This window comes from Pseudobacter sp., assembly GCF_051955275.1.
GTDB lineage: Bacteria > Bacteroidota > Bacteroidia > Chitinophagales > Chitinophagaceae > Pseudobacter.
This window is the reverse complement of the sequence record NZ_JBQCGW010000300.1, coordinates 59,651-83,792: the sequence shown is the minus strand read 5'-3', so window position 1 is coordinate 83,792 and position 24,142 is coordinate 59,651. Positions and strand designations below refer to the sequence as shown.

The following is a 24,142-nucleotide window of genomic DNA, read 5'->3' as shown; positions in this document are numbered from 1 at the left end:
TTCCTGCTGTGCCGTTCCGTTATTTTGTCCGTTTTCACCTGGCACTGCCTTGTTTACTTTACCATTTGCCATAATTGCAGAGGGTGTGTTTAAATTTGTTTCCGGGCTGCATTTTATTGAGAGAATTACACAAATCGCAGTCCACACCGGGGAAACATCAAAGATAAGAACAAAAGCAGACCGGAAAAGTTGTAGAACTCCAACTACTTTTTCAAGCTCATTGTCAATGAGATAGGTACCAGAATGCTATTGTGGTATAAAAATTGAAAAGGCAAGGATGAGTTTTCAAGATCAGGTGGATATTCTACTGTATGTAGTATTGCTAATTTTAATGAGTTTTGTGACCTCGTTTAGCCTGCTCTGAATAATTAGCGAACAATCAGTTCATTGGAAGTTTACCTTGATTTACATTTAAAAAAAAGTTTATGAAACAACTTAAAAACACCCTGACAGGAATTATGGCAGTATCTGTGATTTTAGCAGGCTGCAGCAGCATGAACAAAACACAAAAAGGAGCAGTAATCGGAACGGCCGGCGGCGCCGCAGTAGGTGCGGTGATCGGTAAAGCGGCAGGGAATACGGCACTGGGCGCCATCATCGGGGCCGCAGTGGGTGGTGTTACTGGTACTGTGATCGGAAAAAAAATGGACAAACAGGCATCTGAGATCAAGAACGAAGTACCCGGAGCCACCGTTGAGCGTGTAGGCGAAGGTATCGTTGTTGAGTTTGCAGATAAGAATGCAGTACTGTTTGGTTACGACAAAGCTGACCTGACTCCTTCAACAGAAGCAAGTCTGAAAAAGCTGGTTGCCATCCTGAAAGATTATCCTGATACCAATATCGAGGTTCAGGGCCACACAGACAGCAGGGGTACCGATGAGTACAATATGCAGCTGTCTCAGAGAAGAGCTACTTCAGTAGCTGGTTACCTCACCAGGAATGGTGTTGCAAGCGGACGTGTAACTACAAAAGGTTATGGCGAATCAGCTCCGGTTGCAACCAATGATACAGACGAAGGCCGCGCACAGAACCGTCGCGTTAACTTCCTGATCACAGCCAATGAGAAAATGAAGAATGAGGCTAAGAAAGAAGCAAATCAGTAATCATAAACAACCCTTAAAAACAAACCAATTCTTAAACAAAAACCAAGCAAATGAAAAGGAAATTTTTGGCTCTTAGCGCAATCTTAGCTCTGATGGCAGGTGCAGCGCAGGCACAGAACAAAACCACTTTTGGTGTTCGTGCAGGTGTAAACTTTCAGAATCTGACAGGTGAAGATGCAAGTGGCGATAAATACAATAACAAACTCAAAACCGGATTCAATGTTGGAGTGAATGCTGAAATTCCTCTTGCTGACGAGTTCTTCCTTCAGCCAGGTGTGCTTTTCAGCACCAAAGGCGCAAAACTGGAAGGTTCCGGTGACGTAAAAGCAAACATCGGCTATATTGAAGTTCCTGTTAACTTCCTCTACAAAGCTGACCTGGGTCAGGGCAAACTCCTGATGGGTGTGGGACCTTACGTAGGTATCGGCGTAACAGGCAAGTTTAAAGGTGATGACGGCGAAGCCGATATCAAATTCACGAACGATGCAAAAGCTGCTGATTACGTAGGTAAAGTTCCGATGAAACGTATCGACGCCGGTGGTAACCTGCTGTTCGGGTACGAGTTCGCCAGCAAATTCTCTGTTCAACTCAATGCCCAGTTAGGCATGCTCAATCTCGCCCCGAAATTCGAGGGAGAAAAGCCTGAAGGCAAAACCAAGAATACCGGTTTCGGTGTTTCTGTAGGATACAGATTCTAAACGGTCTCTTTTCCGCCGTTATTATAGGCCTGGAAACTCCGGTTTCCAGGTTTTTTTGTTTATATCAGATTGCTGATTATCTTTGCACCAGTTCTTTTTACATCTCTTATCAAGAAAGGCAGAGGGAAATGGCCCGATGAAGCCTTGACAACCTATTCTCCGTTTACAAAAACAGAGGAAAAGGTGCCAATACCACCGCTTAACAGCGGACTGATAAGTCAGATAATAGCTTCAAACAATACGCCTTCAAAACATATTGAAAAGCTCTTCCTGACTATCGGAAGAGTTTTTTTTTGCCCCTGCAGGAAAGCTTGCCAGCCTCCGCAGCCGCGCAGAACAACTCTCCCGATCGTTTTCCACTCTTGATAATGGCTGTCGCAGAACACTGTTTAATCACAATCATCAACGATGGTGCGCACTGAAAAAAACACATTCATCAGCACTCATCACAAAAACTGTTTATCATGCAAGCGACAACACAACTCATTCACAGCATTCCCGTTGATCCGTTGACCGGAGCTGTATCAGTACCTATCTATCAGACCTCCACCTTTGTGCAGGAAGCACCGGGTGTGAACAAAGGCTATGATTATGCACGCAGTGGCAATCCCACGCGCGCCACACTGGAAACTCTCATCGCTCAGCTCGAAGGCGGCTCCACAGGCCTCGCATTCGCATCAGGCCTCGCAGCCATCGATGCCGTTGCCAAACTCCTTAAAACAGGCGATGAGATCGTGGCGGTAGATGATATCTATGGCGGCGCTTACCGCCTCTTTACACAGGTGTATGCACAGTTTGGCGTAAAGATCAATTTTGTGGACACAACCGATCCCGAAAAAGTATTCAACGCCATCACGCCCAATACCAAACTGATCTGGCTGGAAACACCCACCAATCCAACACTGAAGATCTCAGACATTCAGGCCATCGCTAAAATCGCAAAGGCCAGTAATTGTTGGCTCTGTGTAGACAATACCTTCGCCACTCCTGCCCTGCAGCAGCCCCTGCTCCTCGGAGCAGACATCGTGGTGCATTCCGCCACCAAGTATCTCGGCGGCCACAGTGATCTCATTGCAGGCCTCGTTGTAACCAAAGACCCCGAGCTCGGAGCAAGGATCAAATTCTTTCAGAATGCAACAGGTAATATCCTCGGGCCATTCGACAGCTGGCTGGTGATCCGCGGCATCGAAACGCTGCACCTGCGCCTCCGTCAGCATTGTGAGAGCGCACTCACCATCGCCAAATTCCTGGAGCAGCATCCTGCCGTTGATAAAGTATATTATCCCGGACTGGCTTCCCACCCCAACCATGAGGTGGCGAAAAAACAATCCAAAGGATTCGGTGGCATCGTGAGTTTCTCGCTGAAGGCCGATCATATCGATGCAGCCACTGCACTGGTAACTTCCACACAGCTCTTCAAACTGGCAGAAAGCCTTGGAGGCATCAAGAGCCTCGTGAGCCACCCCGCCAGCATGACGCATAAATCCATCCCCGCTGAAAAGCGCCAGGCGGCGGGTGTTTCAGACAGTCTCATCAGGCTCAGCCTTGGCCTGGAAGACGTACAGGACCTGATCAGCGACCTTGAACAGGCATTCAATACAAGCGCAGCCAAACTGGAAAAAATCAACACAGGCAAGCAAACAATTGCCTGTTAAGCCAAGTATATGAGCACAGAAGTTTTAAAAACGTACAAAGACATAGACCGTAGCATTTTGAAAGGTATCCCGAACCCTACAGACCAGGCGTACGAGATAAAGATCAAGATCCCGGAATTCACATTCCTCGGTGTTAAAGAGCAACCGGACTTTGCCGTGATCTACCTCACCTTCTACCCCGGAAAGAAAGTGATAGAACTGAAATCACTCAAGCAATACATCTTCCAGTTGCGCAATATCGTTGCTTCCTATGAGCGGCTGATCAATATCATTTATGATGATCTCCAGGCAGCTTACGAGCCAACGCGAATGCGCCTCGTAATGATCTGCAACCCCAGGGGTGGCATCAGTTCCAAACTGACCATCGATTCTGACTGGAAGATCCGCGGCGGCAATGAGTCCTTCAATGACTGGAAGCTCATTGAAGACGAATGGGAAGTAACCATGTAACGATATCAAATCAACTATCAATATATAATCATCAACGATGGACGCACATAAGCAACTGACGATCGGCTTATTCGGTTTTGGTGTAGTAGGCGAAGGACTTTATAAAGTGCTTCAGCAGACACCATCTCTGAAAGCCAGCATAAAGAAAGTCTGTATCAAGAACCCCGGAAAGAAACGCAACGCACCAGATTCTCTGTTCACTACGGATAAAGATGTTCTGCTGAACGACCCCGAGATCAATGTGATCGTGGAAGTGATCAATGAATCAGAGAATGCATTCAATATTGTTTCCACTGCCCTGAAGAACGGAAAGGATGTGGTGAGCGCCAGCAAGAAAATGATTGCTGAGCACCTGCCCGAACTGCTGGAACTGCAGAAACAAACAGACCGCTCCTTCCTCTGCGAAGCCGCCGCCTGTGCGTCTATCCCCGTGATCCGCAACCTGGAAGAGTATTACGACAATGACCTCCTCCACTCTATCAAAGCCATCGTGAACGGTTCCACCAATTTCATCCTCACCAAAATGTTCGAGGAGAACCTGAACTTCCGCGATGCGCTCATCCTGGCACAACAACTCGGCTTTGCCGAAACCGATCCCAAACTGGATGTGGAAGGTTATGACGCCGTCAACAAATGGGCCTTCCTGCTCACTCATGCTTATGGCATTATCGAGCATCCCGATAATATCGTATTTAACGGCATCCAGAACATCCAGGCAGGAGACGCCAATGTTGCCCGCGAGAAACATTACGATATCAAACTGGTGGCACAGGCACAGAAACTCCAGAATGGTAAAGTGGCCGCATTCGTATTGCCACAGTTCATCAAACACGACGACCACCTGGCCTTTGTAAAGAATGAATACAATGGGGTGGTGATCGAAAGCGGATTCTCCGACAAACAATTCTTCTACGGAAAAGGCGCAGGCAGCTTCCCTACTGCATCTGCAGTACTGAGCGACCTGTCAGCGCTCCGTTACCAATACAAATACGAATACAAGAAACTCTACCACCATACGCCGCAGGAGCTCACCAACGACTTCTATGTTCGCGTGTATGTGAGCTTCGACGACTGGAAATTCATCCCCAAAGACAAGTTCGAGTGGATCGAAGAATGGCATGCTGAAACCGACCGCAAATACCTGGTGGGCGTAGTGGCATTCCAGGAACTGCGCAGCAATAACTGGTGGAGGGAAAATAATACATCCCTGGTACTGGCACCTGACCCCATTATTGAAGATGTGGAGATCAGGAAGCTCAAGAAGAAAAGCCTGGAGCTGGCCGGGATCGTTTAAATATTTAGTGTTTGAAAGATTGAATTAAAAAAGCGAGGCTGTATCAAATCAATGATACAGCCTCTTCGTTTTCATAGCAATACTTTCAATCTCTATTGCTCAAACAATTCTTTCAGCTTTTTTTCTATCTGTCCGTTCCCGTTCTTATCGAAACCGATCTCCTTCATAAGGATCTTACCATCCGGACCAACCAGGAAGGCAGTAGGAACACCAGTTACGCCAAAACCACTTATATACACCTTCTTCGTATCCAGCACCTGGGGCCAGGGAAGCTGCTGGTTATTGAGCTCTTTCAGCCAGGCTGATCTCACTTCATCGATGGAAATGCCGAGGATCTCAAATTTTTCACCGCCGTATTTTTTGTATACGGCTTTCATGTGCGGGAAAGAAGCTTTACACGGCCCGCACCAACTGCTCCAGAAATCGATCAGCAGGTATTTACCTTTAAGACTGCTGAAAGAAATACTGTCCCCTTCCGGCGTTGGTAAAGTGAAGTCAATTACCTCGTTGCCAATAGCAGCCAGCTTGAGTCCATTCAGGTGATCACCCACCGGCTTACCCGGTACCGATGCCTGTTGAGCAGGACTGAGCTTGTAGTATAACCTTTCGAGATCTGCTGTAGTGAGCATATTCTGATAACGGCTCAACACATAAGCGCCAATGTAGGAGGAGGCATTTGCTTCTACAAACCTGGTCACATAAGGAAGCACTTTCTCCCGCTTCAGCTGCACAAGCGCTTTTATTCTGTTAGTGTCGTTTTTGCCGGACTGAGGAAAACGTTTTTCGAGCGCTGCTTTGATCTCTTCATTCAGTTTCCTGTTGCCTGTTTCAAATTTATGGAAAGCCACTGCAGTTCTGTTCCCGCTGACAGTACCGGAAAACATCCCTTTGGTGATATCCGCCACTTTCAGGTAAATGACGCCTGACCCGTCTGGCACCAGCTGAAAAGCCGGTGGCCCCTGCATGGTCCTGGAATCATATTCAGAATACAGGAAAGGCACAACACCAGGCTCCCATGGGATACTGATGGTAAATGCGCCATCCTTCATTACAACAGAATCTTCTTTCACATTGTCTCCGAAATAATAGATCTTATTGTATCCCTTCGTATCACCTTTTACGATCCCTTTGATGACAATTTTCGTTTGTGCAGCCAGGTTAGTCAACAGTCCCGTCAGCACTATTGCAACGATCAACTTTTTCATAGTAGTACATTAATGATTAAAACGGGCGGTTTTCCAACGAAATCCCCCAGTTGGGATTGAACTTCAGCACCACATTTGAAATAGGGAATATAAAATCCCTTGAGTCGATGGTGCCAGTATAGGTTTGTCCGCCTACAGTATGTGTGATCTGTGATTGGGACCAGGGCTTTCCTGCATCCAATGTGAAACGTTTGAGGTCCATGAATCTTTTCAGTCCACCTACCGGCAGTTCTCTTCTTCTTTCTTCCAGCACCCATTGGATCACCTGGTCCTGTGTGCCTGTAGTCAGATCAGGAGTTCCGGTCAGCAGCCTGAATTTGCGCAGCGTATTGAGGTCGGCAATGGCCAGTGAAAGTTTATTATTCCTGGCATACGCTTCAGCGCGCATGAGCAATACTTCGGGCCATGAAAATCCTTCTGTCAGTTTCATTTTCCGGAAGCGGTAATTACTGATTCGTGTACCATCATCATAACCTCCGCCAAGGTTTGTTTTATATCCGGGCGCATTGATATAGAAAAATTTCCAGCGCAGGTCATTCGCCTGATCATACAAGGCCATCAAAGCTGCGGAAGGATACGAAAGCTGGCTGGCGATCCCTGCATCTTTATCGGTTCCCCGGTAGAACAGCATTTCACGGTTGTTTACCAGGAGCAGCCTGGTATCCTGCGCAGATATTATAGGGCTGGTAATGGGATTGGCAGTGCTCCAGGAGAACTGGTTGTAGTTGTAAAGCACATTCGCCGGATTGCCTGCTGCTCCTGCATTCCAGGCCAGATCTGAATAATACTCCACGCTGTCGTATCGTTGGGTGAACAAATGACAATAAGCGAGCATGGCATAACCGGCTGCTTTGCCGGCTCTTGAAGGCCAGGTGGATCTTTCAGGCAGATCAGGCAGCGCAGCGTACAGATCATGCAGCACCCTGTTCACCACTTCCCCGGAAGTGGAGAGATCGGGAATACGCACGTTGATATCTGGACTTACCACGTAAGGAATGGTTTTGGTGGCATTGGCCGTTCCGGGTTTGTAGACCGGCCCGTATACGCCATTGGCGTTGAAATAACACCAGGCCCTTGCCACCAGCGCCTGTGCAACGGACCTTCTTCCCATGGCTTCTTCTTCAGCCGCCTTACCGGCAATGCCACGGATCCCTTCTATCACGTTGTTGAAATAGGATATCTGCGGATAGATACCTAACACACCATTGCTCCAGAAATAATCCTGGAGGTTCGGGTCTTTGTACGGCTGACGGTAAACATGTGCATAATACCGTTCCAGGTTGGGGTGACTGGCAAGTACATACCCCACTTTTGCCTGCCCTTCCGTGATCTCGATATTATCTCCCAGCCCGGACAGGCTGGCGCCTTTGTTCTGGTCGAGGAAATTGGATTCCATGAGATTGGTATTGTCGAGCAAATGATCGTAATCCGCCACTGTTACCGGGATCAGTTTTCCTTTGGGCTTAACGTCCAGGTACTTCTTACAGGAACTGATCATAATGGCGCTGACAATGAATATAGATATATTTCGAATAAGCATGATAGTTAGTTTACAGGTTTACGGAAAATCCGATGTAGAATTCAGGCATCAGCGGCAGTCTTCTGACAACGGTGGCATTGAGCCCCTGCTCGATGGCTTCAGGGTCGATACCCACATTATTGGCTTTCACCGTCCAGAGGTTGCGGCCCTGAAAATAGATCCGTGCGCTGTTGAGACCTGTATTGCCCCAGATCTTATTATCGAGCCTGTAAGACACCGTAACGTCCCTCAGCTTCATGAAGTCTGCTTTTTCCACCAGAACATCTGAATAAGGGAAATACCAGGCATCCGAGCTGAATGCAGATAATTTGGGATAGATAGTGGTCAGTTCATCACCTGGTTTGCGCCAGCGCTGGCCAACATCCTTGTGATCGATATTGTTACCGTTGAATGCATCCCTGCGGAACACTCCCCCGAGCTGGGAGATGAACATGAAGCTTACATCAAAGCGCTGGTAAGTGAAACTGTTGGTAAGGCTCAATACAAATTTCGGTCTGGCCGTTCCTGCATACACCATATCTTTTACCGTTACTTCATTTCCGTACACTTTACCTTTTTCTTCCGTATAATACTGTGGCGTTCCCGTATCATCGAGTCCGGCAAAACGGTAAGCAAAGATGGCATCCAGGGGATAGCCTTGTTTCAATACAGCACCTGCGTTGTTGCCCAGAATTGCATTGGGAGCGGCAGCACTATACGTCAGGAAGCCGGTACTGGGATAATCGAAATTGAACTCCTGTACCTTACTTTTATTGTAGCTTCCAATAAAGTACACATTCCAGCCGAAATCCTTATTCCTGATCACATCGGATTCCAGGGAAAGCTCGATACCTGTATTCCTGGCTGCACCTGCATTCCGTGTAACGGAGAACCTGCCATAGGTAGGATCGATGAAGTCAGGCGAGAAGAGGTCTTTGCTGAGCTTATTGTAGAAATCAAGCGTAAGGTTGAGCCTGTTCCCGAACAAGCTCATATCCGTTCCCACATTAGTGATCAGCGTGCGCTCCCAGCGGAGTGAATTATTGGGCAATGATGATATGGTATAGGGTATACCGCCGGAGATCGGGGAATAGGCTCCCGGTGCTACCAGCAGATAAGGTCCTTCAGTCAGTGAGATATTCCCATTGATACCATAAGAGCCGCGAATGTTCAGCTTATCGATCCAGGGTACATGGAAGAATGATTCCTGTCCCAGTTTGTAAGTGCCACCCACAGACCAGTTAGGCCTGTACCTGTAGCGCGGATCGGTGCCGAAGGTATTGGCCTGGTCCATCCGGATGCTGCCACTCAGGATGAAGCGGTTATCATATTCGTAGGAACCATTTGAATATACAGACACGAACCTGTTATCGCGGAACTGATATGATCCGTTAGGCAATGTGGCATAGTCGTCACCGAACAGCCAGTCGGCCGAATAAGCATAGCTGTTATAATCAATATAATTGAAAGGCTGAACAGATCCTGCCTGATCGTTATAACCCGGTCTGGCAGGAGAGATATTATTATCCAGCACGTCTTTGTTTATCTCACCGCCTGCAATAACCGAAATACGGTGCAGTTTATTGAATGTCTTTCCATAATTGGCCTGCGCCCTCAAAGTGTAAGACTCGCTCTGGTTGCGGGTTTCATAAATGATGCCTCCATCAGGCAGATAGTGTTTGCCGGGAGTTGCCCTCGAGGAGGAAGCATTGTACTGACTTCTTACATAGAATGAGTTCACATCGCGGATGCTTCGCAACAGTCCGCTTCCCCTGCTCCAGACACCACCCACTTCAGCATTCAGCCCGTCAATAATGTTCACGGATACGCTGGCACCCAGCCTTGTGAGGTAGTTCTGGTTCCTCGTAGTTTCAAGGGCCTGATCGTTCAGAGGATTAAAACCCATATTCTTGAGACCGCCATACCTGTTACCATAATCTGCATACAGATCCAGTATCTCAGGCCTTACTGCGGGAATGTCCTGCGGATTACCGGACTGGTCAACAAGGTTGTAATAAGGCCTCATGATGCTCCAGGTGGTGAAGTCCGTTACATCATCCGCTGTGTTCATGGGTGACTTACTGGAGCTGAAATTGATATTGGAGAAAAGCTTTACCGTTACACCGTTCAGCGGCTTCCAGTCGTTTTTCAGATCGAGTATCAACCTGTTGTCGCTGCTATGCTGCATATTATTCTGGTTGGTGATGTAGCGGATGGCAGCATTGGTGGCACTTTTATCGGTGCTGGAAGAAATGGATAAATTATGCTGCTGCGTGAACCTGTTTCTGAACAGGTGGCGCTCCAGCTGGTCCATGGTATTGTTCCCGCGTAGTTTATCCAGTTCTGTATTCAATTCATCATCCGTGATCAGCCCATCTTCATGCATTACCAGCAATTGTGTTACACGGCCGTAACTGGTGTAGTAATTATAGTCATCCCTTACGGTGGCCGCATCACTGTTATAATTGGCGATCTCTGCATCCACGTAATCAGCCGCACTGGTCTTATTGAGGTAAGACAGGCGGGGGCGTTCTGTAAGCCCGGTGCTGCCCTTATAGCTTAGTTGCAGTTTACCTTTCTTCGCAGATTTAGTGGTGATCACTATTACGCCGTTTGAGGAGCGGGCGCCGTAAATAGAGGCGGCCACGGCATCTTTCAGCACAGTGAAGGTCTCGATATTATCGATATTGATGGATTCAAGTCCACCCGTAACAGGAAACCCGTCTACCACTACCAGGGGTTCTCCATTGCCCAGGAAGGTGGACCTGCCACGCACTTCCACCTTACCGCCCTTGGTGATGGCAACACCGGCGGCCTGTCCTTCCAGTGCAGTGAGCAGACTGGGCTGCAGTTTACCTTCCAGTCTTTTGGTTTGTACGGAAGAGTAAGACCCGGTCATTCTCTCGCGGGAGATCTGCTGATAACCCGTATTCACCACCACCGCCACTTCATCCAGTTTGGTGTTGGCCGGGCTCAGCTTCACTGTCAGTGGCACTTGGCCTTTGAGCATGGCGGCAGTAACAGTTACCTCGCGCGGCGCATATCCTACAAAAGAGAAGAGCAGTACATCGCCTTCGTTGACGGTTATTGAAAAATTCCCATCGGCACCGGATACCACGCCTTTTCCGGAACCTTTGATCTGGATATTCACGCCCGGCATCTGAATACCATCCATATCAGTGACCTTCCCCGTGATGGGCGGTGCTACCTGCAGGATCAGTAATTCAGGCTGCGGAGGGGGTAATGCTTTGCGCGAAAGAATGATGGTTTTTCCCTGGATCATATAATTCAGCCGTTGATCTTTCAGGATCAGGCCCAGCGCCTGCTGTAGGGGCATATCAGCAATGGACAGGGAAACCTTTCCGGCATCGGCCAACAGCTCTTTATTGCTGAACAACACATAACCGGTTTGTTGCTCGATCACAGAGAAAACCTGTTTCAGGGTCATGTCCCTGCCGGAGATGGTAACGGACTGGGCAGTGCCGGTGGCATGCGCCGAAACCAGGGCAGTGAACAGGAAAATAGGTAGCAGCCTCATCACTTTAGAGATTTGTGCAGGCAGCCTGCATCCGTTCAGGGCACGGAGATACAGGCAACCATTAGCAGTTTTTTGCATAACTTGTGAACTGTTTTGGTTGTAAATAAAAGTGGTTGCGAAACCTTTTAGGATCAGCTGAAACGTTGCCGGAACCGAGGCCAATCGATTCCGGCTTTTCATTATACATAGGAGGAAAGGCGGATAAGTATAATATTGTATCAGGGAGTTACCACAAGTGTTCTTCCTTCGAGGCGGAAATGCACATTTGATTTCTCCAATGCTATAAGCAGACCATTCAAGGGTATATCCCTGGTCATTTTTCCAACAAATTCAATATCGGGCACGCCGGCTTCATACTTCACATCTATATCGTACCATCTTTTCAACTGACGCATCACTTCATCCAGCCTGGCATCTTCAAAATCAAACACACCATTCTTCCAGGCCATCACTTTTCCAGTGGCTGCTTTTCTTACGCTGAGTTCTTTTGCGGCTGGCTTCTTTTGGAGGGAAGCCTGCTGCCCGGGCTCCAGCAATACTTTCTGTTTGGTGCGTGTGCCTGTTACAGCCACTTTCCCTTCAAGCAAGGTAGTGTTCAGCAAAGGTTCATCTTCATACGCATTCACATTGAAGTGAGTGCCCAGCACTTCCACTTCAAACCTGTTATCAGCATTCACTAAAAAAGGAACTCTCCTGCCCTGTTCTGTTGCAGGCGCAGCTTCGAAATACACTTCTCCTGTAATATCCACCCTACGGATATTTTTCGCGAACCTAGTAGGGTACCTGATAGAACTGGCCGCGTTCAGCCAGGCCACAGTGCCATCCGGGAGCATGATCCTGAACTGTCTGCCTTTGGGTGTTGCCAGCGTATTGAATGTTTCCTTTTCATTTTCTTCACCGGTATTTTTATATTCAAGCTGTCCGTTCTGCAGGTACAATGCTGCGCCGTTCTGATTGGCAAATATGCCATTGCCCAGGGTATCCAGCAGCACTTTCGTTCCATCGGCCAGGGTGAGTGTAGCTCCCTCCTGTCCGGGCTGGATAACTGCTATTGTTGACTGTTCAGCATGAGCAGTCCCTTCCTTTTTTGTTTCACCGGCGAAATACCAGGTGCCGGCAATCAGCAACACCAGGGCTGCTGCAGCGCTCCACCAGTATCTTCTGAAATATGAAGTCCTATTGCCCACGCGGGTTTGCAGTGTTGAGCGCATCCGCTGGTAAGCATCTTCAAAACCCTCCTGCATCGCATACCCCTTCAGCTGTTGCTCCTGCATTATCTTATCCAGTTCCTCCTGGAATTCAGACTGCATCAGCAGTTTGGAAAGCAGCTTCCTGCCCTCCTGATCGAGAGAGCCATCCAGCCAGGCGGCAATCATTTTTCTAAAGTCTTGTGGACCCATATTTACATCGGTAGCGCTTCGCGCTGTTTAATGGACGCATGAAAAAGGAAGGATAAGGGGTGGAACGAAAAATATTTTTCTATTTTCTTCCCAGCCAGCAAGCTGACAGGAGAAGCAAGGCATTGAAAAGGCCCGGATAGCCGGCCATTTTTGATTTAAGGAAGCTGAGGGCTTCACTGATATGTTCATTCACCGTGGCTTTGGAGATCTGCAATTGATCGGCAATTTCCTGGTGAGAGAGGCCTTCCTGCCTGCTCATCCTGAATACCTGGCGCCGCCTGGGAGGCAGTTGGTCGATGGCTTGCTGAAGCAGTTCACGGGACTGCTTGTAATCGAGTTGCATGACGGGGGAATCGCCGGGCAGGGCTGCAATTTCAGGAAGGAAGCTATTAAATTCATTGTCAGGTTCCCGGAGCAGTTTACGCAATCCGGAGATGGTCCTGTTACGTGTAACAACATGAAGCCAGGGCTCAAAATCGGCCACAATGGCCAGTTTAGACCGGTTGAGCCAGATACTGAAGAAGATATCCTGCGTGATATCTTCGGCCTGAGCGGCATCTTTGATATAAGTGCGGACATGGGCGAATACCTGCAGCCAGTACTGATCAAACAGGAGGGTAAATGCTTTCGTATCATCATCGGCAATACGTAGCAGCAGTTCCCTGGGATTATATGAAACGTTCGTAGACAAGTTTTGCAAACTACAGATAAAATAGCATTGCTATTCCGCCTGTTTGCTTTTCCTTTCAAAAATAATAATGCAGGCATGAACAATACCTGCATTATGTGTAACAAAGGATATCAGCGGAGTGTCAGCAATTCCGCCTTCAACGCCTCATACTCCGGCTCCATCAACACGCTTTCCTTTTGCAGATGCATGATAGAACGCACTGATTCCGGTAACGGAATATTGCTGCCGATCACCGGTTCCACCACATCATAGAATTTCACAGGGTGGGCCGTTTCCAGAAAGAAACCTTTCTCATCCGGGTGTGATTGCAGGTATTGCTGTAATGCTTTATAACCCACTGCCCCATGCGGGTCGGGTAAGTAACCATATGAGTTGTATACTTCGCGGATTGCCTTCCTGGTTTCCACATCCGTTACGCTGTAACTGGTCAGCACATTTTTCAGTGAGCCCAGTTCCTGGTTGAACAATTCCAGTACACGCACAAAATTGCTGGGATCCCCCACATCCATGGCGTTGGAAATGGTAGCCACAGCAGGCTTCGGCTTGTACTCCCCTGATTGCAGAAACTCCGGAACAACAGCATTGGCATTGGTGGCTGCCACAAAATGCTGCACAGGCATTCCGGAACAGTAAGCCAGCAGGCCTGCACAGATATTCCCGAAATTACCACTGGGCACACAGATCACTGGAGGGTGTTGTTTATCTTTCCACTGCTGCCAGGCAAACAGGTAATAGAATTGTTGCGGCAACCAGCGCGCCACATTGATGGAATTGGCGGAAGTGAGAAACAGCTGCTGAGTAAGATCAGCATCGGCGAAAGCCTGCTTCACCAGTTTCTGGCAATCATCAAAACTGCCGTTCACCTCCAGCGCCCGGATATTCTTACCCAGCGTGGTCAGTTGCTTTTCCTGCACCGAGCTCACTTTGCCGGAGGGATACAGGATCACCACTTCCACCCCGGGTACATCATAAAAGCCATGCGCCACCGCACCACCGGTATCTCCGGAAGTAGCCACCAGCACTACTACTTTCTCAGTGACACTTTGGGAGAAATACCCGAGACAGCGGCTCATGAACCTGGCACCCACATCCTTGAAAGCCAGCGTGGGCCCATGGAATAACTCCAGGGTGCTTATATTTTCGTTTATGCGTACCAATGGTATTTCAAAATTAACGGTCTCACTCACTATCCTGCGGAGATCATCTTCAGGAATAGCATCGCCCACATAAGGGCTGATCACCCGGTAAGCGATCTCCTCTTTGCGGAGGCCTTCAATATTTTCAATGAACGATTTTTCGAACAGGGGTATTCGTTCAGGAAAATACAGGCCTTTATCTGGCGCCTGTCCGCTGATGGCCGCTTCCTTGAAACCAACGGCCGGTGATTGTCTGTTCAGACTATAATATTGCATGATGGTTGTTTAAGTTGTTTGAGAAGGCACGGGCGAAATGCGCATACCTTCATAACTGATACTTGTAACGTATGTCCTGAAATCGATGCCCAGCTTAGTGTATACATCCTGCATCAGTTTCTCCACTTCGTATGCGGTGGACTCTTTTTCGCTGAGCATAAAGATGCTGGGACCGGAACCGGATATGCCGCCGCCCAGTGCACCGGCTTCACGGCTTTTTGATTTTACATCATCAAAACCCGGAATGAGGATACTGCGCACGGGTTCGATGATCACATCTTCCAGCGAACGGCCGATCAATGCATAATCCTGTTTCAGCAATCCCGCAACCAATCCGGCTATATTGCCCCATTGCTTGATGGCGCTCTTGAGTTGCACTTCCTTGCGCAGGATCTGCCGGGCATCTGCTGTCCGCACTTCAATCTGCGGATGCACTACCGTAACAAAAAGCGGCGGGCCGGAAAGCTGTACAATATCCAGCGGATGAATGGAGCGGATCAAAGTGATACCACCATAAATGCAGGGCGCGATATTGTCTGCGTGCTTTACACCACTGGCCACCTTCTCTCCGTTCATGGCAAAGCGCACCAGGTCCTCATTGGAGAAGGGATTGCCCAGCAGATGATTGGCAGCTACCACAGCTCCTGCAGAGCTCGCAGCGCTGGACCCCAGTCCACTACCGGGTTTGATGCGTTTATCCGTAACCAGGTGAAAGCCCGGAGGGTTATCCAGTTCTTCCAGCATGGCCAGTAAAGCAGCACCTGCCACATTCTTTTCCGGTTCAGTGGGCAGCTGATAAATATCTGTATGTTCGATAGTGATGCCCGGCTCTTCTTTCAGCGAGAGGGTCATTACATCATCGGGGCGATGCAATGCCATTCCCAATACGTCGAATCCGCAAACGAGATTGGCCACTGTGGCGGGAGCATGCACCTGAACTGACTGACTCATGTGTTGTTTGTTTTATTTGATTAATGGGCTGCGCGAAGTATATCTGCAAATACACCACTGGCAGTTACTTCCGCGCCTGCTCCTGCGCCCTTGATCACCATCGGCTGATCAGGATAGCGGTTGGTATAGAACAATACCACATTGTCTTTTCCGTACAGGTGGTAAAGGTTATGCTCCGGCCCGATATGCTGCAGCCCAACGGAGGCTTTGCCATTATCAAAGCTGGCCACGAATTTCAGTTTCTTTCCCTCTTTGGCAGCTTCCTGGAACAGGCTCTTGAAATGAGCTTCCTGGTTGGCCATCTCCTTGTAGAAATCAGCTACGCTGCCTTCCATACAACTGGCAGGCATGAATGATTTATTGGAGATGTCTTCCATTTCCAGTTGCTCACCGGATTCACGGGCAAGGATCATGATCTTGCGCATCACATCGGTACCGCTGAGATCGAGACGTGGATCGGGTTCGGTGTACCCCTCATCCTGCGCCTGTTTCACCACTTCAGCAAAAGGCTTCTCCCCATTGTAATGATTGAAAACGAAGTTGAGGGTGCCGCTCAGTACTGCTTCGATCCTGTTCACCACATCACCGGTACGCTTCAGGTCATTGAGTGTTCCTATCACCGGTAATCCTGCGCCCACATTGGTTTCAAAGAGGAAGCTGGCATTGAACTCACGGGCCAGGTCTTTCAGCCTGCGGTAATAAGCATACACAGAAGAGCAGGCCACTTTATTGCAGGCAACTACAGAGATGCTCTTTGATAAAAGCTGGTCGTATACCTTAGCCACTTCATCATTGGCGGTAACATCCACAAACACGGAGTTGCGGAGATTACGCAGTCTCACCTGGTCAACAAATCCCTGTAAGCTCATCGGCTCGCCGGCTTCCAGCACTTCTTTCCAGTTGTTCAGGTCCACTCCTTCTTCTTTGAATACCATTTTCCGGCTGTTCGCCATTCCTATAACCCTTAGCTGTAACCGAAGTGTATCCATCAGGTATTGCTGTTGCTGCTGCAACTGTGCAATCAGCTTACCACCTACATTACCGGTTCCTGCCACAAAGAGGTTCACCTGCTTGTAGGTGGTCTCGAAGAACTCTTCATGCAGTACGTTGATGGCTTTGCGCACATCGGAGGCGGCCACTACCGAAGTGATATTACGTTCGGAGGAACCCTGCGCAATGGCGCGGACATTCACGCCGTTGCGGCCCATGGCACCGAACATTTTGCCGCTCACGCCCGGGTGGCTCTTCATATTATCACCCACCAGTGCTACAACGGCCAGTTCTTTCTCTATCACCAGCGGGTCTACCTTGCCGGACTGGATCTCAAACCGGAAGGTTTCATCGATCACCTGCTTGGCTTTTTCTGCCAGTGCATCTTCAATGCCTACACAGATGCTGTGCTCGGAAGATCCTTGTGTGATAAGGATCACATTGATCTGTTCACTGGCCAGCGCTTCGAATAATCTCTTTGAAAAACCGGGGATGCCCACCATGCCGCCGCCTTCGAGGCTGAGCAGGGTGATCTTGTTAATGCTGGCAATACCACGGATATGATTGCCATTGAGGCTTACTTCTCTTTCAATCAAAGTTCCATATGCTTCCGGCTCGAATGTATTCTTTACCCACACAGGGATATCTTTCTTCATTACAGGCTGAATGGTAGGCGGATAGATCACCTTTGCCCCGAAGTGTGAAAGCTCCATCGCCTCCTGGTAAGAGATATGCGGCAATGCCTTTGCATGCGGAACCAGGCGCGGATCGGCAGTCATCATACCACTTACATCGGTCCAGATCTCCAGCACTTTTGCATCCAATGCAGCGGCAAAAATAGCGGCAGTATAATCGGAGCCACCTCTGCCTAAAGTGGAGGTTTGTCTTTGTGCATTGGAAGCGATGAAACCAGGCACTACAAACAGCTGATCATTCACTGAGTTGAAATACTGCTGAATGGCATGATCAGTGATATCCCTTACTACGGCTGCATTTCCGAAGTTGGAATCAGTAAGCAGCAGCTCGCGCGAATCCTTCCATACTGCACCCAGCTCACTCATGCGCGCAGCGATCAGGTGTGAGCTCATCAGTTCTCCGAAAGCCGCAATCCGGTCTTTGGTGCGTGCGGATAATTCACCGAGTAAGAACACGCCATTGCATACATCTTCAATTTCGTTGCAACGCTGCTTCACCCAACTGAGCACGCTGCTCTGCTTTGAAACGGGGATCAGGGCTTTCACGGCTTCGAGATGCCGTTGCTCTATTACCTGTAAAACGTTCTTGTATTGTTCATCGCCTGCGGCAGCCAGGGCCCCGCTCTGCAAAAGCAGGTCAGTAACGCCTCCCAGCGCGGATACTACCACCACGGTTCTGTCTTTTTCCAGTGCCTGCTGCACAATAGCCACTACTTTATTGATGTTGACGGCATTGGCTACTGAACTGCCACCAAATTTCAGGACCTGCATATATTGATTGTTGAATGAATGATTGATATAAGAGAATAAAGAATAACCTTTTCGGTATCGATTTGTAGCTTAAACAGCCCAGAAGGTAATATGGAAATATACAACCCTTAGCGGGTTGTTGTAATCGTAATAATAGTGGACGTAGCCGTGGTAGCTACGGAGGCAGAAGAGATGATATGTTTGTTGATTGCCACTATTATTTTACTAGATAGGTCAAATATACAACGTGTATTCTATAACAGCCGTTAGTTTCAAAAAATAATTTTCTGTTGCCGGATGATAAAATTTTATGGCGTAATTTCAGCACCCATCAATTCAAAATGCTTTAAAACATGGACCACCAGTCGTCGAGAGGGTTGCAGCAATTCAAGAACTATGTAGGGATTAAGTTTCAGTTATACAACAGTTTATTCACTTCCCTGCCCTTTCACCGCATCGAAAAAACAGGTATTCTTCTTTCTTTATTACTCAATAACTGTGAAGAAGGCTTCAAGCGAAAGTTAAGCCCCGTTCAGATCATCGATGAGTTTTTCGAGAAACATACATCCTATACCAAGGAGCAGGAGAAGATTGATCTCCTCTTCCGTTTCATTCAATATGTAGAACGGCAGGTAGTACTGTTCGATGCACTGGAAGATGCGGCTTTCCGCGATGTGAACGATATGAATGGCATCGGTACCCTCAAACACCTGGAGTCTGAAGTATTACAGGAGAATGCACAACAGCAACTGATCGAAAAGCTGAAAGACTTCTCTATCCGCCTGGTGCTCACTGCGCATCCCACTCAGTTCTATCCCGGCACCGTGCTCGGCATCATCAACGATCTTTCCCGCGCATTGCAGGAAAACAATGCCGCACAGATCAATACTTATTTACAACAGTTGGGTAAAACGCCTTTCTTCAAAAAGCAGAAACCCACTCCATACGATGAAGCCATCAGCCTTGTGTGGTACCTGGAGAATATCTTCTACCAGGCGGCAGGCCGCATCATCAACTTCATGAAACAACAGTTCCCTGAAGCAGTACCCAGCCATAACCCGGTGATCACAATGGGCTTCTGGCCCGGCGGCGACCGCGATGGAAATCCGAATGTAAGAGTAGATACCACACTCAAAGTGGCAGACACCCTTCGCGGCAGCATCATCAAATGTTATTACCTGGATGTGCGCAGGCTCAAACGCAGGCTTACCTTCAAAGGCGTTGACACCATCCTCAATGAACTGGAAAAAGAACTCTATAACAATATCTTCATCCCCGGTCAGCGTACCGCTATTTCAAAACAGGGATTGCTGGATGAACTCTTCAAGATCCGCGACATCCTGGTTTACCAGCACAATGGCTTGTTCCAGCACCTGGTAGACAGCCTGATCAATAAGATCCAGGTATTCGGCCTGCACTTCGCTTCGCTGGATATCCGCCAGGACAGCTCCGTACACAACACTGTGCTGGAAGCCATTGCAGAGAAAGGTGATGGACTGCCTGAGAATTATGCATCACTCAGCACAGAAGAAAAGATCAACACACTAACGTCGTTGACTAAGCGAAGTACACCGGATATATACGAAGACGGTGTTGTTAAAGACACCCTTGATACTATCTGCGCCGTCAAAACCATCCAGGAGTACAACGGGCAGGAAGGCTGCAACCGTTATATCATCAGCCAGTGCAACAGCGTGCTCAACGTACTGGAAGTATTTGCCCTCTTCACCTTGTGTGGATGGGATAAAGAAGAACTGAGCATCGATATCGTTCCGCTTTTTGAAACCATCGATGATCTTCAGAAAGCAGGAGAGATCATGGTGGCCTTATATAAGAACCCGGTGTACAAAGCCCATCTGGCCAAACGCCAGAGCAGGCAGACCATCATGCTTGGTTTCTCAGATGGCACCAAGGATGGCGGCTACCTCATGGCTAACTGGAGTATCTTCAAGGCCAAAGAAGAGCTCACCCGTTTATCAAAAGAATATGAGATAGATGTGGTGTTCTTCGATGGCCGCGGCGGCCCCCCCGCACGAGGTGGTGGCAAAACACATAAGTTCTATGCGAGTATGGGCAGGAATATCTCCAACCAGGAGATCCAGCTCACTATTCAGGGACAAACCGTGAGCTCCAATTTCGGCACCATCGATTCAGCGCAGTTCAATATCGAGCAACTCCTCAATGCAGGTATCAGCAACGATCTCTTCTCTACCCGGGAAAGGACGCTGGATGCTGCAGAGGAAGAACTGCTGAAAGAACTGGCGCAGGAAAGTCTCGATGCCTACAAGGAACTGAAAGACCACCCAGATTTTCTGCAATACCTCAGTCATATCAGCCCGCTGAAATTCTACAGCGAAACCAATATCGGAAGCCGTCCTGCCAAGCGCGGCAGCGGCGGAAAGCTCAGCCTGAAAGATCTCCGCGCCATTCCATTCGTGGGCGCCTGGAGCCAGCTGAAGCAGAACGTTACCGGTTACTACGGCGTGGGCGCGGCCTTGCAGGTGCTCGACAAAAAGGGGAAGACACCTCAACTGAGACAACTCTACCAGCAGTCACTTTTCTTCAGAACGCTTATAGATAACTGTGAGATGGCCATGAAGAAATGTTTCTTCCCGCTTACAGAATACCTGGCGCAGGACGAACGTTATGGCGAGATCTGGAACAAGATCTACAACGAGTACGAGCTCACACAGCGTTATATCTTCCAGCTCACAGGCAAGAAGGAACTGATGGCAGACTATCCGGTTGAGCAGCTGTCTATCATGATGCGCGAGCGCATTGTGTTACCACTGACTACCATTCAGCAGTATGCCCTTACAAGGATCCGGCAGATGGAAGAGGAATTAGCACCTGCGCAACACCGTGAGATCCTGGAGAAGCTGGTGATCAGAAGTGCCTTCGGTATCATCAATGCAGGACGCAATTCGGCTTAAGCCATAAAAAAGGAAAGGCGCCGGAGACCCGGCACCCCTCATTCTTAACAAAACAACACAAGAAATTTAAGCAGTAAGTAGTGGTTGTTTGGTTAATAAGCTGTAGTTGTGTTTCTATTTGTTGCGTTAATTCATTTAGAATTTATAGATAGCGGCCAGCAGGAAACTGGCGGTTGACTTTGTGGGAGCAAGGTCCTTATCATAGAAGAGGTCCTTGTTCGCATTGTCGAACCTGATCTCAGGAATGAAAGTGAATCCATCCACCTTGAAGTTGGCAGAGAGCGTTGTTGCGATCACGGAGCCGCCTTCAGGAGAGAATGCATATACTTTCAGCTGGTCCTTATCTTCAAAATACTCACCACGTAATGTAAGGCCGAACCAGGGCTTGGGATCAACGTTCAGGTACACGGCAGATCCCCACCAGTTTTTGGCATCGGTATTCTTGGTGCCATCCCAGAGCTTGGTGCTGTTGTAAGTACCATTGAATCCTACATTGAACTTGTCGCTCACCTTCACAGTGGCAACAAAATCCACCTGGTTCACTTTGGCTGTGTCAGGGGCTTTACCACCTACATAGTTGAGGAAGAATTTCACGTCGTCAGTAGCAGCAAGACTGTACTGTGCGAGGATGAATTTCTTATTGATCTGCTCATCCGGTGGAATGCGGTAGTCGGTTGGATTGGCCACACCCAGCATGAACCCATGTTTACCTTTGGTTACTTCCGCTTTCAGACCGGTATGACCGAACGGACCGTTGGTAAACATATAGCTCATACTGTAGTTGCGATTGAGATAGGGGTCCAGAACTTCGTAACCCACATGCGTTCCCCAGGTACCGGCAGTGAGTTTCAGCCAGTCTGTAGGTGCGTAGGTGATATAGAGTTGTTTTACTGCTGCCAGTAAAGTGCCTTTATCGTTGTATGCAAATTCTTCTGCGCGGGTACCGAAGCCCAGGTCAGCCACGATGCCTACTTTGCCCTGTGTATGCTCCAGCTTGAGTGAGGCCATACCAAGGGCAAAACTGTTATGAGAACCGGTGAAGGATGTAAAGTTATTATAACCCACAGCCTTTGTTGGTTTGGCGAAATTATACCTGTAATAAACATCGGCGTAACCTGAGATCACAGTTGAAGGTTTGGGCTCTTCCGGAGCGGATGTGGTCTGAGCAGCAGTAGTGGTTACGGGAGCAGAGGCTTCCTGGGCGATTGCCGGTACGAAACAAGCCATAGCAAGGCCTGTTGCAAAAAATTTTTGTAACATTGCAATAGATTTTAAGTGTTAAAGGAAAAGGGTACGGAGATGAGCGTGTTCCAGACGCTTGTCATTCATCCGTACCTTTTTCTATTTAATGTTCAGCCTCAATAAGTTTTTCTTCGTTGATTTTTCCATTGTTATGCACCAACAATGTTCCCTGGAGATATTTCTCATTATGCTGGGTAGCATCCAGACCGAGTTCTTCTTCTTCAGAAGTAACACGCAGGGGAAGAATGAAATTGATGAATTTGAATATAAGCCAGGATACAGTAAAGCTGAAGGTTACCGCAATGAGCATGCCTTTCACCTGTGTCCACAGGAAACCTGCATTGCCCAGCCAGAGGCCGTCAGCGCCAGCTCCATTCACTGCTTTGGTGGCAAATACGCCAGTCAGCAGCATACCTACGATACCGCCGAGACCATGACAGGGGAATACATCCAGCGTATCATCCAGTGTTGATTTCTGTTTGTAGAAAACAGCAATATTGGAAACCAGGGCGGCTACCACACCGATAGTGATGCTCTGAGGGATGGCAACAAAACCTGCAGCAGGTGTGATAGCCACCAGACCAACTACCGCACCGATACAGAAGCCCAGTACAGATGGTTTTTTACCACGGAGTACATCAAAGAACATCCAGCTCAGACCGGCAGCAGCAGCAGCCGTATTTGTTGTGAAGAAGGCGGACACGGCCAGGCTGTTGGCAGCCAGTGCAGATCCTGCGTTGAAACCGAACCATCCGAACCAGAGGAGGCCGGTACCGATGAGAACATAAGGGATATTGGCAGGTGGGATCTCCCTGTGTTCTTTATGTGAATTACGGCGTTTCAGCACCAGGGCTCCAGCCAGGGCAGCCATACCTGCAGAAATATGCACTACGGTACCACCGGCAAAGTCCAGCACACCCATCTTGAACAGGAAGCCATCAGCGTTCCATGTCCAGTGCGCCAGCGGTGCGTATACCAGCAGGCTGAAGAGCGCAATAAAGAGAATGTAAGAGGTAAAACGGATCCGTTCAGCCACAGCACCTACCACCAGGCCCGGGGTAATGATGGCGAACATCAGCTGGAATACGGCAAACAGGGAGCGCGGGATAGTACCCCAGGGCTCACCGGAAGCTACACCTTTGAAGAAAAAATGGGTAGTCGGGTCACCGATGACACCACCGATGCTGGGGCCAAAACAGAGGCTATATCCTACCACCACCCACAGGATGCTTACCACGCCTGCAGCTGCCACGCTCTTGATCATTGTAGAGATCACGTTCTTTCTGTGCACCATGCCGCCGTAAAAGAAGGCCAGGCCGGGTGTCATCAGGAATACCAGTGCTGCGGCAACTATAACCCACACAATGTCCGCAGAATTATAAGCTCCCTTTGTGTCCACGAAGTCCGGGACCGAGGGAACAAATATCGCAGCTATCGCCACACCTGCCAGAACCAGGAATGGAGCTACCGATTTAAGCGTGATCTTTTTCATACCAGTTGATTTTAGTGTTGTTATTAAGAATAAAAATATGTGTGTTATTTATACTAAAATACCGCTAAAATCTTTCGAAATCAAGTCTACTATTTAAATAATAAATATTTATAATATTAACATT

General features: G+C 48.5%; 16 protein-coding genes and 1 riboswitch. Of the genes, 6 read left to right on the top strand and 10 right to left on the bottom strand.

The annotated features are described in order from the left end of the window. Window positions 1-425 precede the first annotated feature (425 nt). From ACTHMC_RS26660 to ACTHMC_RS26640, 5 genes are all read left to right on the top strand, one after another. Entirely contained in the window at window positions 426-1,103 is a 678-nt protein-coding gene (locus ACTHMC_RS26660) for an OmpA family protein (protein WP_440417989.1), read from the top strand. Window positions 1,104-1,153: 50 nt separating this feature from the next. Next, on the top strand, window positions 1,154-1,801 hold the full coding sequence (locus tag ACTHMC_RS26655; RefSeq protein ID WP_440417987.1) for a porin family protein: 648 nt from the start codon (window positions 1,154-1,156) through the stop codon (window positions 1,799-1,801). A gap of 103 nt (window positions 1,802-1,904) precedes the next feature. Then, window positions 1,905-2,021: riboswitch (SAM riboswitch) on the top strand. Window positions 2,022-2,265: 244 nt separating this feature from the next. Beyond that, the gene (locus ACTHMC_RS26650; protein ID WP_440417986.1) at window positions 2,266-3,456 is read left to right on the top strand and encodes a trans-sulfuration enzyme family protein; all 1,191 of its coding nucleotides are present in this window, start codon (window positions 2,266-2,268) and stop codon (window positions 3,454-3,456) included. 9 nt (window positions 3,457-3,465) lie between these two features. Next, complete coding sequence (gene queF / locus ACTHMC_RS26645) at window positions 3,466-3,906, top strand: preQ(1) synthase (RefSeq protein WP_440417985.1); 441 nt, start codon at window positions 3,466-3,468, stop codon at window positions 3,904-3,906. Window positions 3,907-3,943: 37 nt separating this feature from the next. Next, a complete protein-coding gene (locus ACTHMC_RS26640) occupies window positions 3,944-5,200 on the top strand; it encodes a homoserine dehydrogenase (protein WP_440417983.1) in 1,257 nt (418 codons plus the stop codon). Between the two features lie 92 nt (window positions 5,201-5,292). Here ACTHMC_RS26640 and ACTHMC_RS26635 read toward each other — a convergent pair whose 3' ends face one another. The 8 genes from ACTHMC_RS26635 to thrA all read right to left on the bottom strand — a co-directional run bounded on the left by ACTHMC_RS26635 (window position 5,293) and on the right by thrA (window position 18,372). Beyond that, the gene (locus ACTHMC_RS26635) at window positions 5,293-6,405 is read right to left on the bottom strand and encodes a TlpA family protein disulfide reductase (RefSeq protein ID WP_440417981.1); all 1,113 of its coding nucleotides are present in this window, start codon (window positions 6,403-6,405) and stop codon (window positions 5,293-5,295) included. A 16-nt stretch (window positions 6,406-6,421) separates the two neighbouring features. After that, entirely contained in the window at window positions 6,422-7,945 is a 1,524-nt protein-coding gene (locus ACTHMC_RS26630) for a RagB/SusD family nutrient uptake outer membrane protein (protein WP_440417980.1), read from the bottom strand. A gap of 10 nt (window positions 7,946-7,955) precedes the next feature. Next, on the bottom strand, window positions 7,956-11,540 hold the full coding sequence (locus ACTHMC_RS26625; RefSeq protein ID WP_440417978.1) for a SusC/RagA family TonB-linked outer membrane protein: 3,585 nt from the start codon (window positions 11,538-11,540) through the stop codon (window positions 7,956-7,958). A gap of 140 nt (window positions 11,541-11,680) precedes the next feature. Beyond that, window positions 11,681-12,862, bottom strand: coding sequence for a FecR family protein (locus ACTHMC_RS26620; protein WP_440417976.1), 1,182 nt, complete (start codon window positions 12,860-12,862; stop codon window positions 11,681-11,683). A 79-nt stretch (window positions 12,863-12,941) separates the two neighbouring features. Then, window positions 12,942-13,553 carry an RNA polymerase sigma-70 factor gene (locus tag ACTHMC_RS26615; RefSeq protein WP_440417974.1) on the bottom strand — a complete coding sequence of 204 codons (612 nt, stop codon included), beginning with the start codon at window positions 13,551-13,553 and terminating at the stop codon, window positions 12,942-12,944. A 110-nt stretch (window positions 13,554-13,663) separates the two neighbouring features. After that, entirely contained in the window at window positions 13,664-14,965 is a 1,302-nt protein-coding gene (thrC, locus tag ACTHMC_RS26610; RefSeq protein ID WP_440417973.1) for a threonine synthase, read from the bottom strand. A gap of 9 nt (window positions 14,966-14,974) precedes the next feature. Continuing rightward, on the bottom strand, window positions 14,975-15,916 hold the full coding sequence (locus ACTHMC_RS26605; protein ID WP_440417971.1) for a homoserine kinase: 942 nt from the start codon (window positions 15,914-15,916) through the stop codon (window positions 14,975-14,977). A gap of 20 nt (window positions 15,917-15,936) precedes the next feature. After that, on the bottom strand, window positions 15,937-18,372 hold the full coding sequence (gene thrA / locus ACTHMC_RS26600) for a bifunctional aspartate kinase/homoserine dehydrogenase I (protein WP_440417970.1): 2,436 nt from the start codon (window positions 18,370-18,372) through the stop codon (window positions 15,937-15,939). 332 nt (window positions 18,373-18,704) lie between these two features. On the opposite strand from thrA, the gene ACTHMC_RS26595 reads away from it, so the two are divergent. Continuing rightward, window positions 18,705-21,284, top strand: a complete 2,580-nt coding sequence (locus ACTHMC_RS26595) for a phosphoenolpyruvate carboxylase (RefSeq protein WP_440417968.1) — start codon at window positions 18,705-18,707, stop codon at window positions 21,282-21,284. A gap of 135 nt (window positions 21,285-21,419) precedes the next feature. Here ACTHMC_RS26595 and ACTHMC_RS26590 read toward each other — a convergent pair whose 3' ends face one another. Both ACTHMC_RS26590 and ACTHMC_RS26585 read right to left on the bottom strand, forming a co-directional pair. Beyond that, window positions 21,420-22,544 (bottom strand): outer membrane beta-barrel protein, encoded by a 1,125-nt coding sequence (locus tag ACTHMC_RS26590; protein WP_440417966.1) that lies wholly within the window; start codon window positions 22,542-22,544, stop codon window positions 21,420-21,422. A gap of 85 nt (window positions 22,545-22,629) precedes the next feature. Then, window positions 22,630-24,018 carry an ammonium transporter gene (locus ACTHMC_RS26585; protein WP_440417965.1) on the bottom strand — a complete coding sequence of 463 codons (1,389 nt, stop codon included), beginning with the start codon at window positions 24,016-24,018 and terminating at the stop codon, window positions 22,630-22,632. Window positions 24,019-24,142 lie beyond the last annotated feature (124 nt).

What these genes read in the sequence shown, in the direction of transcription:
- thrC (WP_440417973.1), bottom strand. Translation starts at nt 14,965, where the DNA reads ATGCAATATTATAGTCTGAACAGACAATCACCGGCCGTTGGTTTCAAG.
- ACTHMC_RS26660 (WP_440417989.1), top strand. Translation starts at nt 426, where the DNA reads ATGAAACAACTTAAAAACACCCTGACAGGAATTATGGCAGTATCTGTG.
- ACTHMC_RS26655 (WP_440417987.1), top strand. Translation starts at nt 1,154, where the DNA reads ATGAAAAGGAAATTTTTGGCTCTTAGCGCAATCTTAGCTCTGATGGCA.
- ACTHMC_RS26595 (WP_440417968.1), top strand. Translation starts at nt 18,705, where the DNA reads ATGGACCACCAGTCGTCGAGAGGGTTGCAGCAATTCAAGAACTATGTA.
- ACTHMC_RS26625 (WP_440417978.1), bottom strand. Translation starts at nt 11,540, where the DNA reads ATGCAAAAAACTGCTAATGGTTGCCTGTATCTCCGTGCCCTGAACGGA.
- ACTHMC_RS26650 (WP_440417986.1), top strand. Translation starts at nt 2,266, where the DNA reads ATGCAAGCGACAACACAACTCATTCACAGCATTCCCGTTGATCCGTTG.
- ACTHMC_RS26640 (WP_440417983.1), top strand. Translation starts at nt 3,944, where the DNA reads ATGGACGCACATAAGCAACTGACGATCGGCTTATTCGGTTTTGGTGTA.
- ACTHMC_RS26605 (WP_440417971.1), bottom strand. Translation starts at nt 15,916, where the DNA reads ATGAGTCAGTCAGTTCAGGTGCATGCTCCCGCCACAGTGGCCAATCTC.
- ACTHMC_RS26590 (WP_440417966.1), bottom strand. Translation starts at nt 22,544, where the DNA reads ATGTTACAAAAATTTTTTGCAACAGGCCTTGCTATGGCTTGTTTCGTA.
- ACTHMC_RS26585 (WP_440417965.1), bottom strand. Translation starts at nt 24,018, where the DNA reads ATGAAAAAGATCACGCTTAAATCGGTAGCTCCATTCCTGGTTCTGGCA.
- queF (WP_440417985.1), top strand. Translation starts at nt 3,466, where the DNA reads ATGAGCACAGAAGTTTTAAAAACGTACAAAGACATAGACCGTAGCATT.
- ACTHMC_RS26620 (WP_440417976.1), bottom strand. Translation starts at nt 12,862, where the DNA reads ATGGGTCCACAAGACTTTAGAAAAATGATTGCCGCCTGGCTGGATGGC.
- ACTHMC_RS26630 (WP_440417980.1), bottom strand. Translation starts at nt 7,945, where the DNA reads ATGCTTATTCGAAATATATCTATATTCATTGTCAGCGCCATTATGATC.
- ACTHMC_RS26635 (WP_440417981.1), bottom strand. Translation starts at nt 6,405, where the DNA reads ATGAAAAAGTTGATCGTTGCAATAGTGCTGACGGGACTGTTGACTAAC.
- thrA (WP_440417970.1), bottom strand. Translation starts at nt 18,372, where the DNA reads ATGCAGGTCCTGAAATTTGGTGGCAGTTCAGTAGCCAATGCCGTCAAC.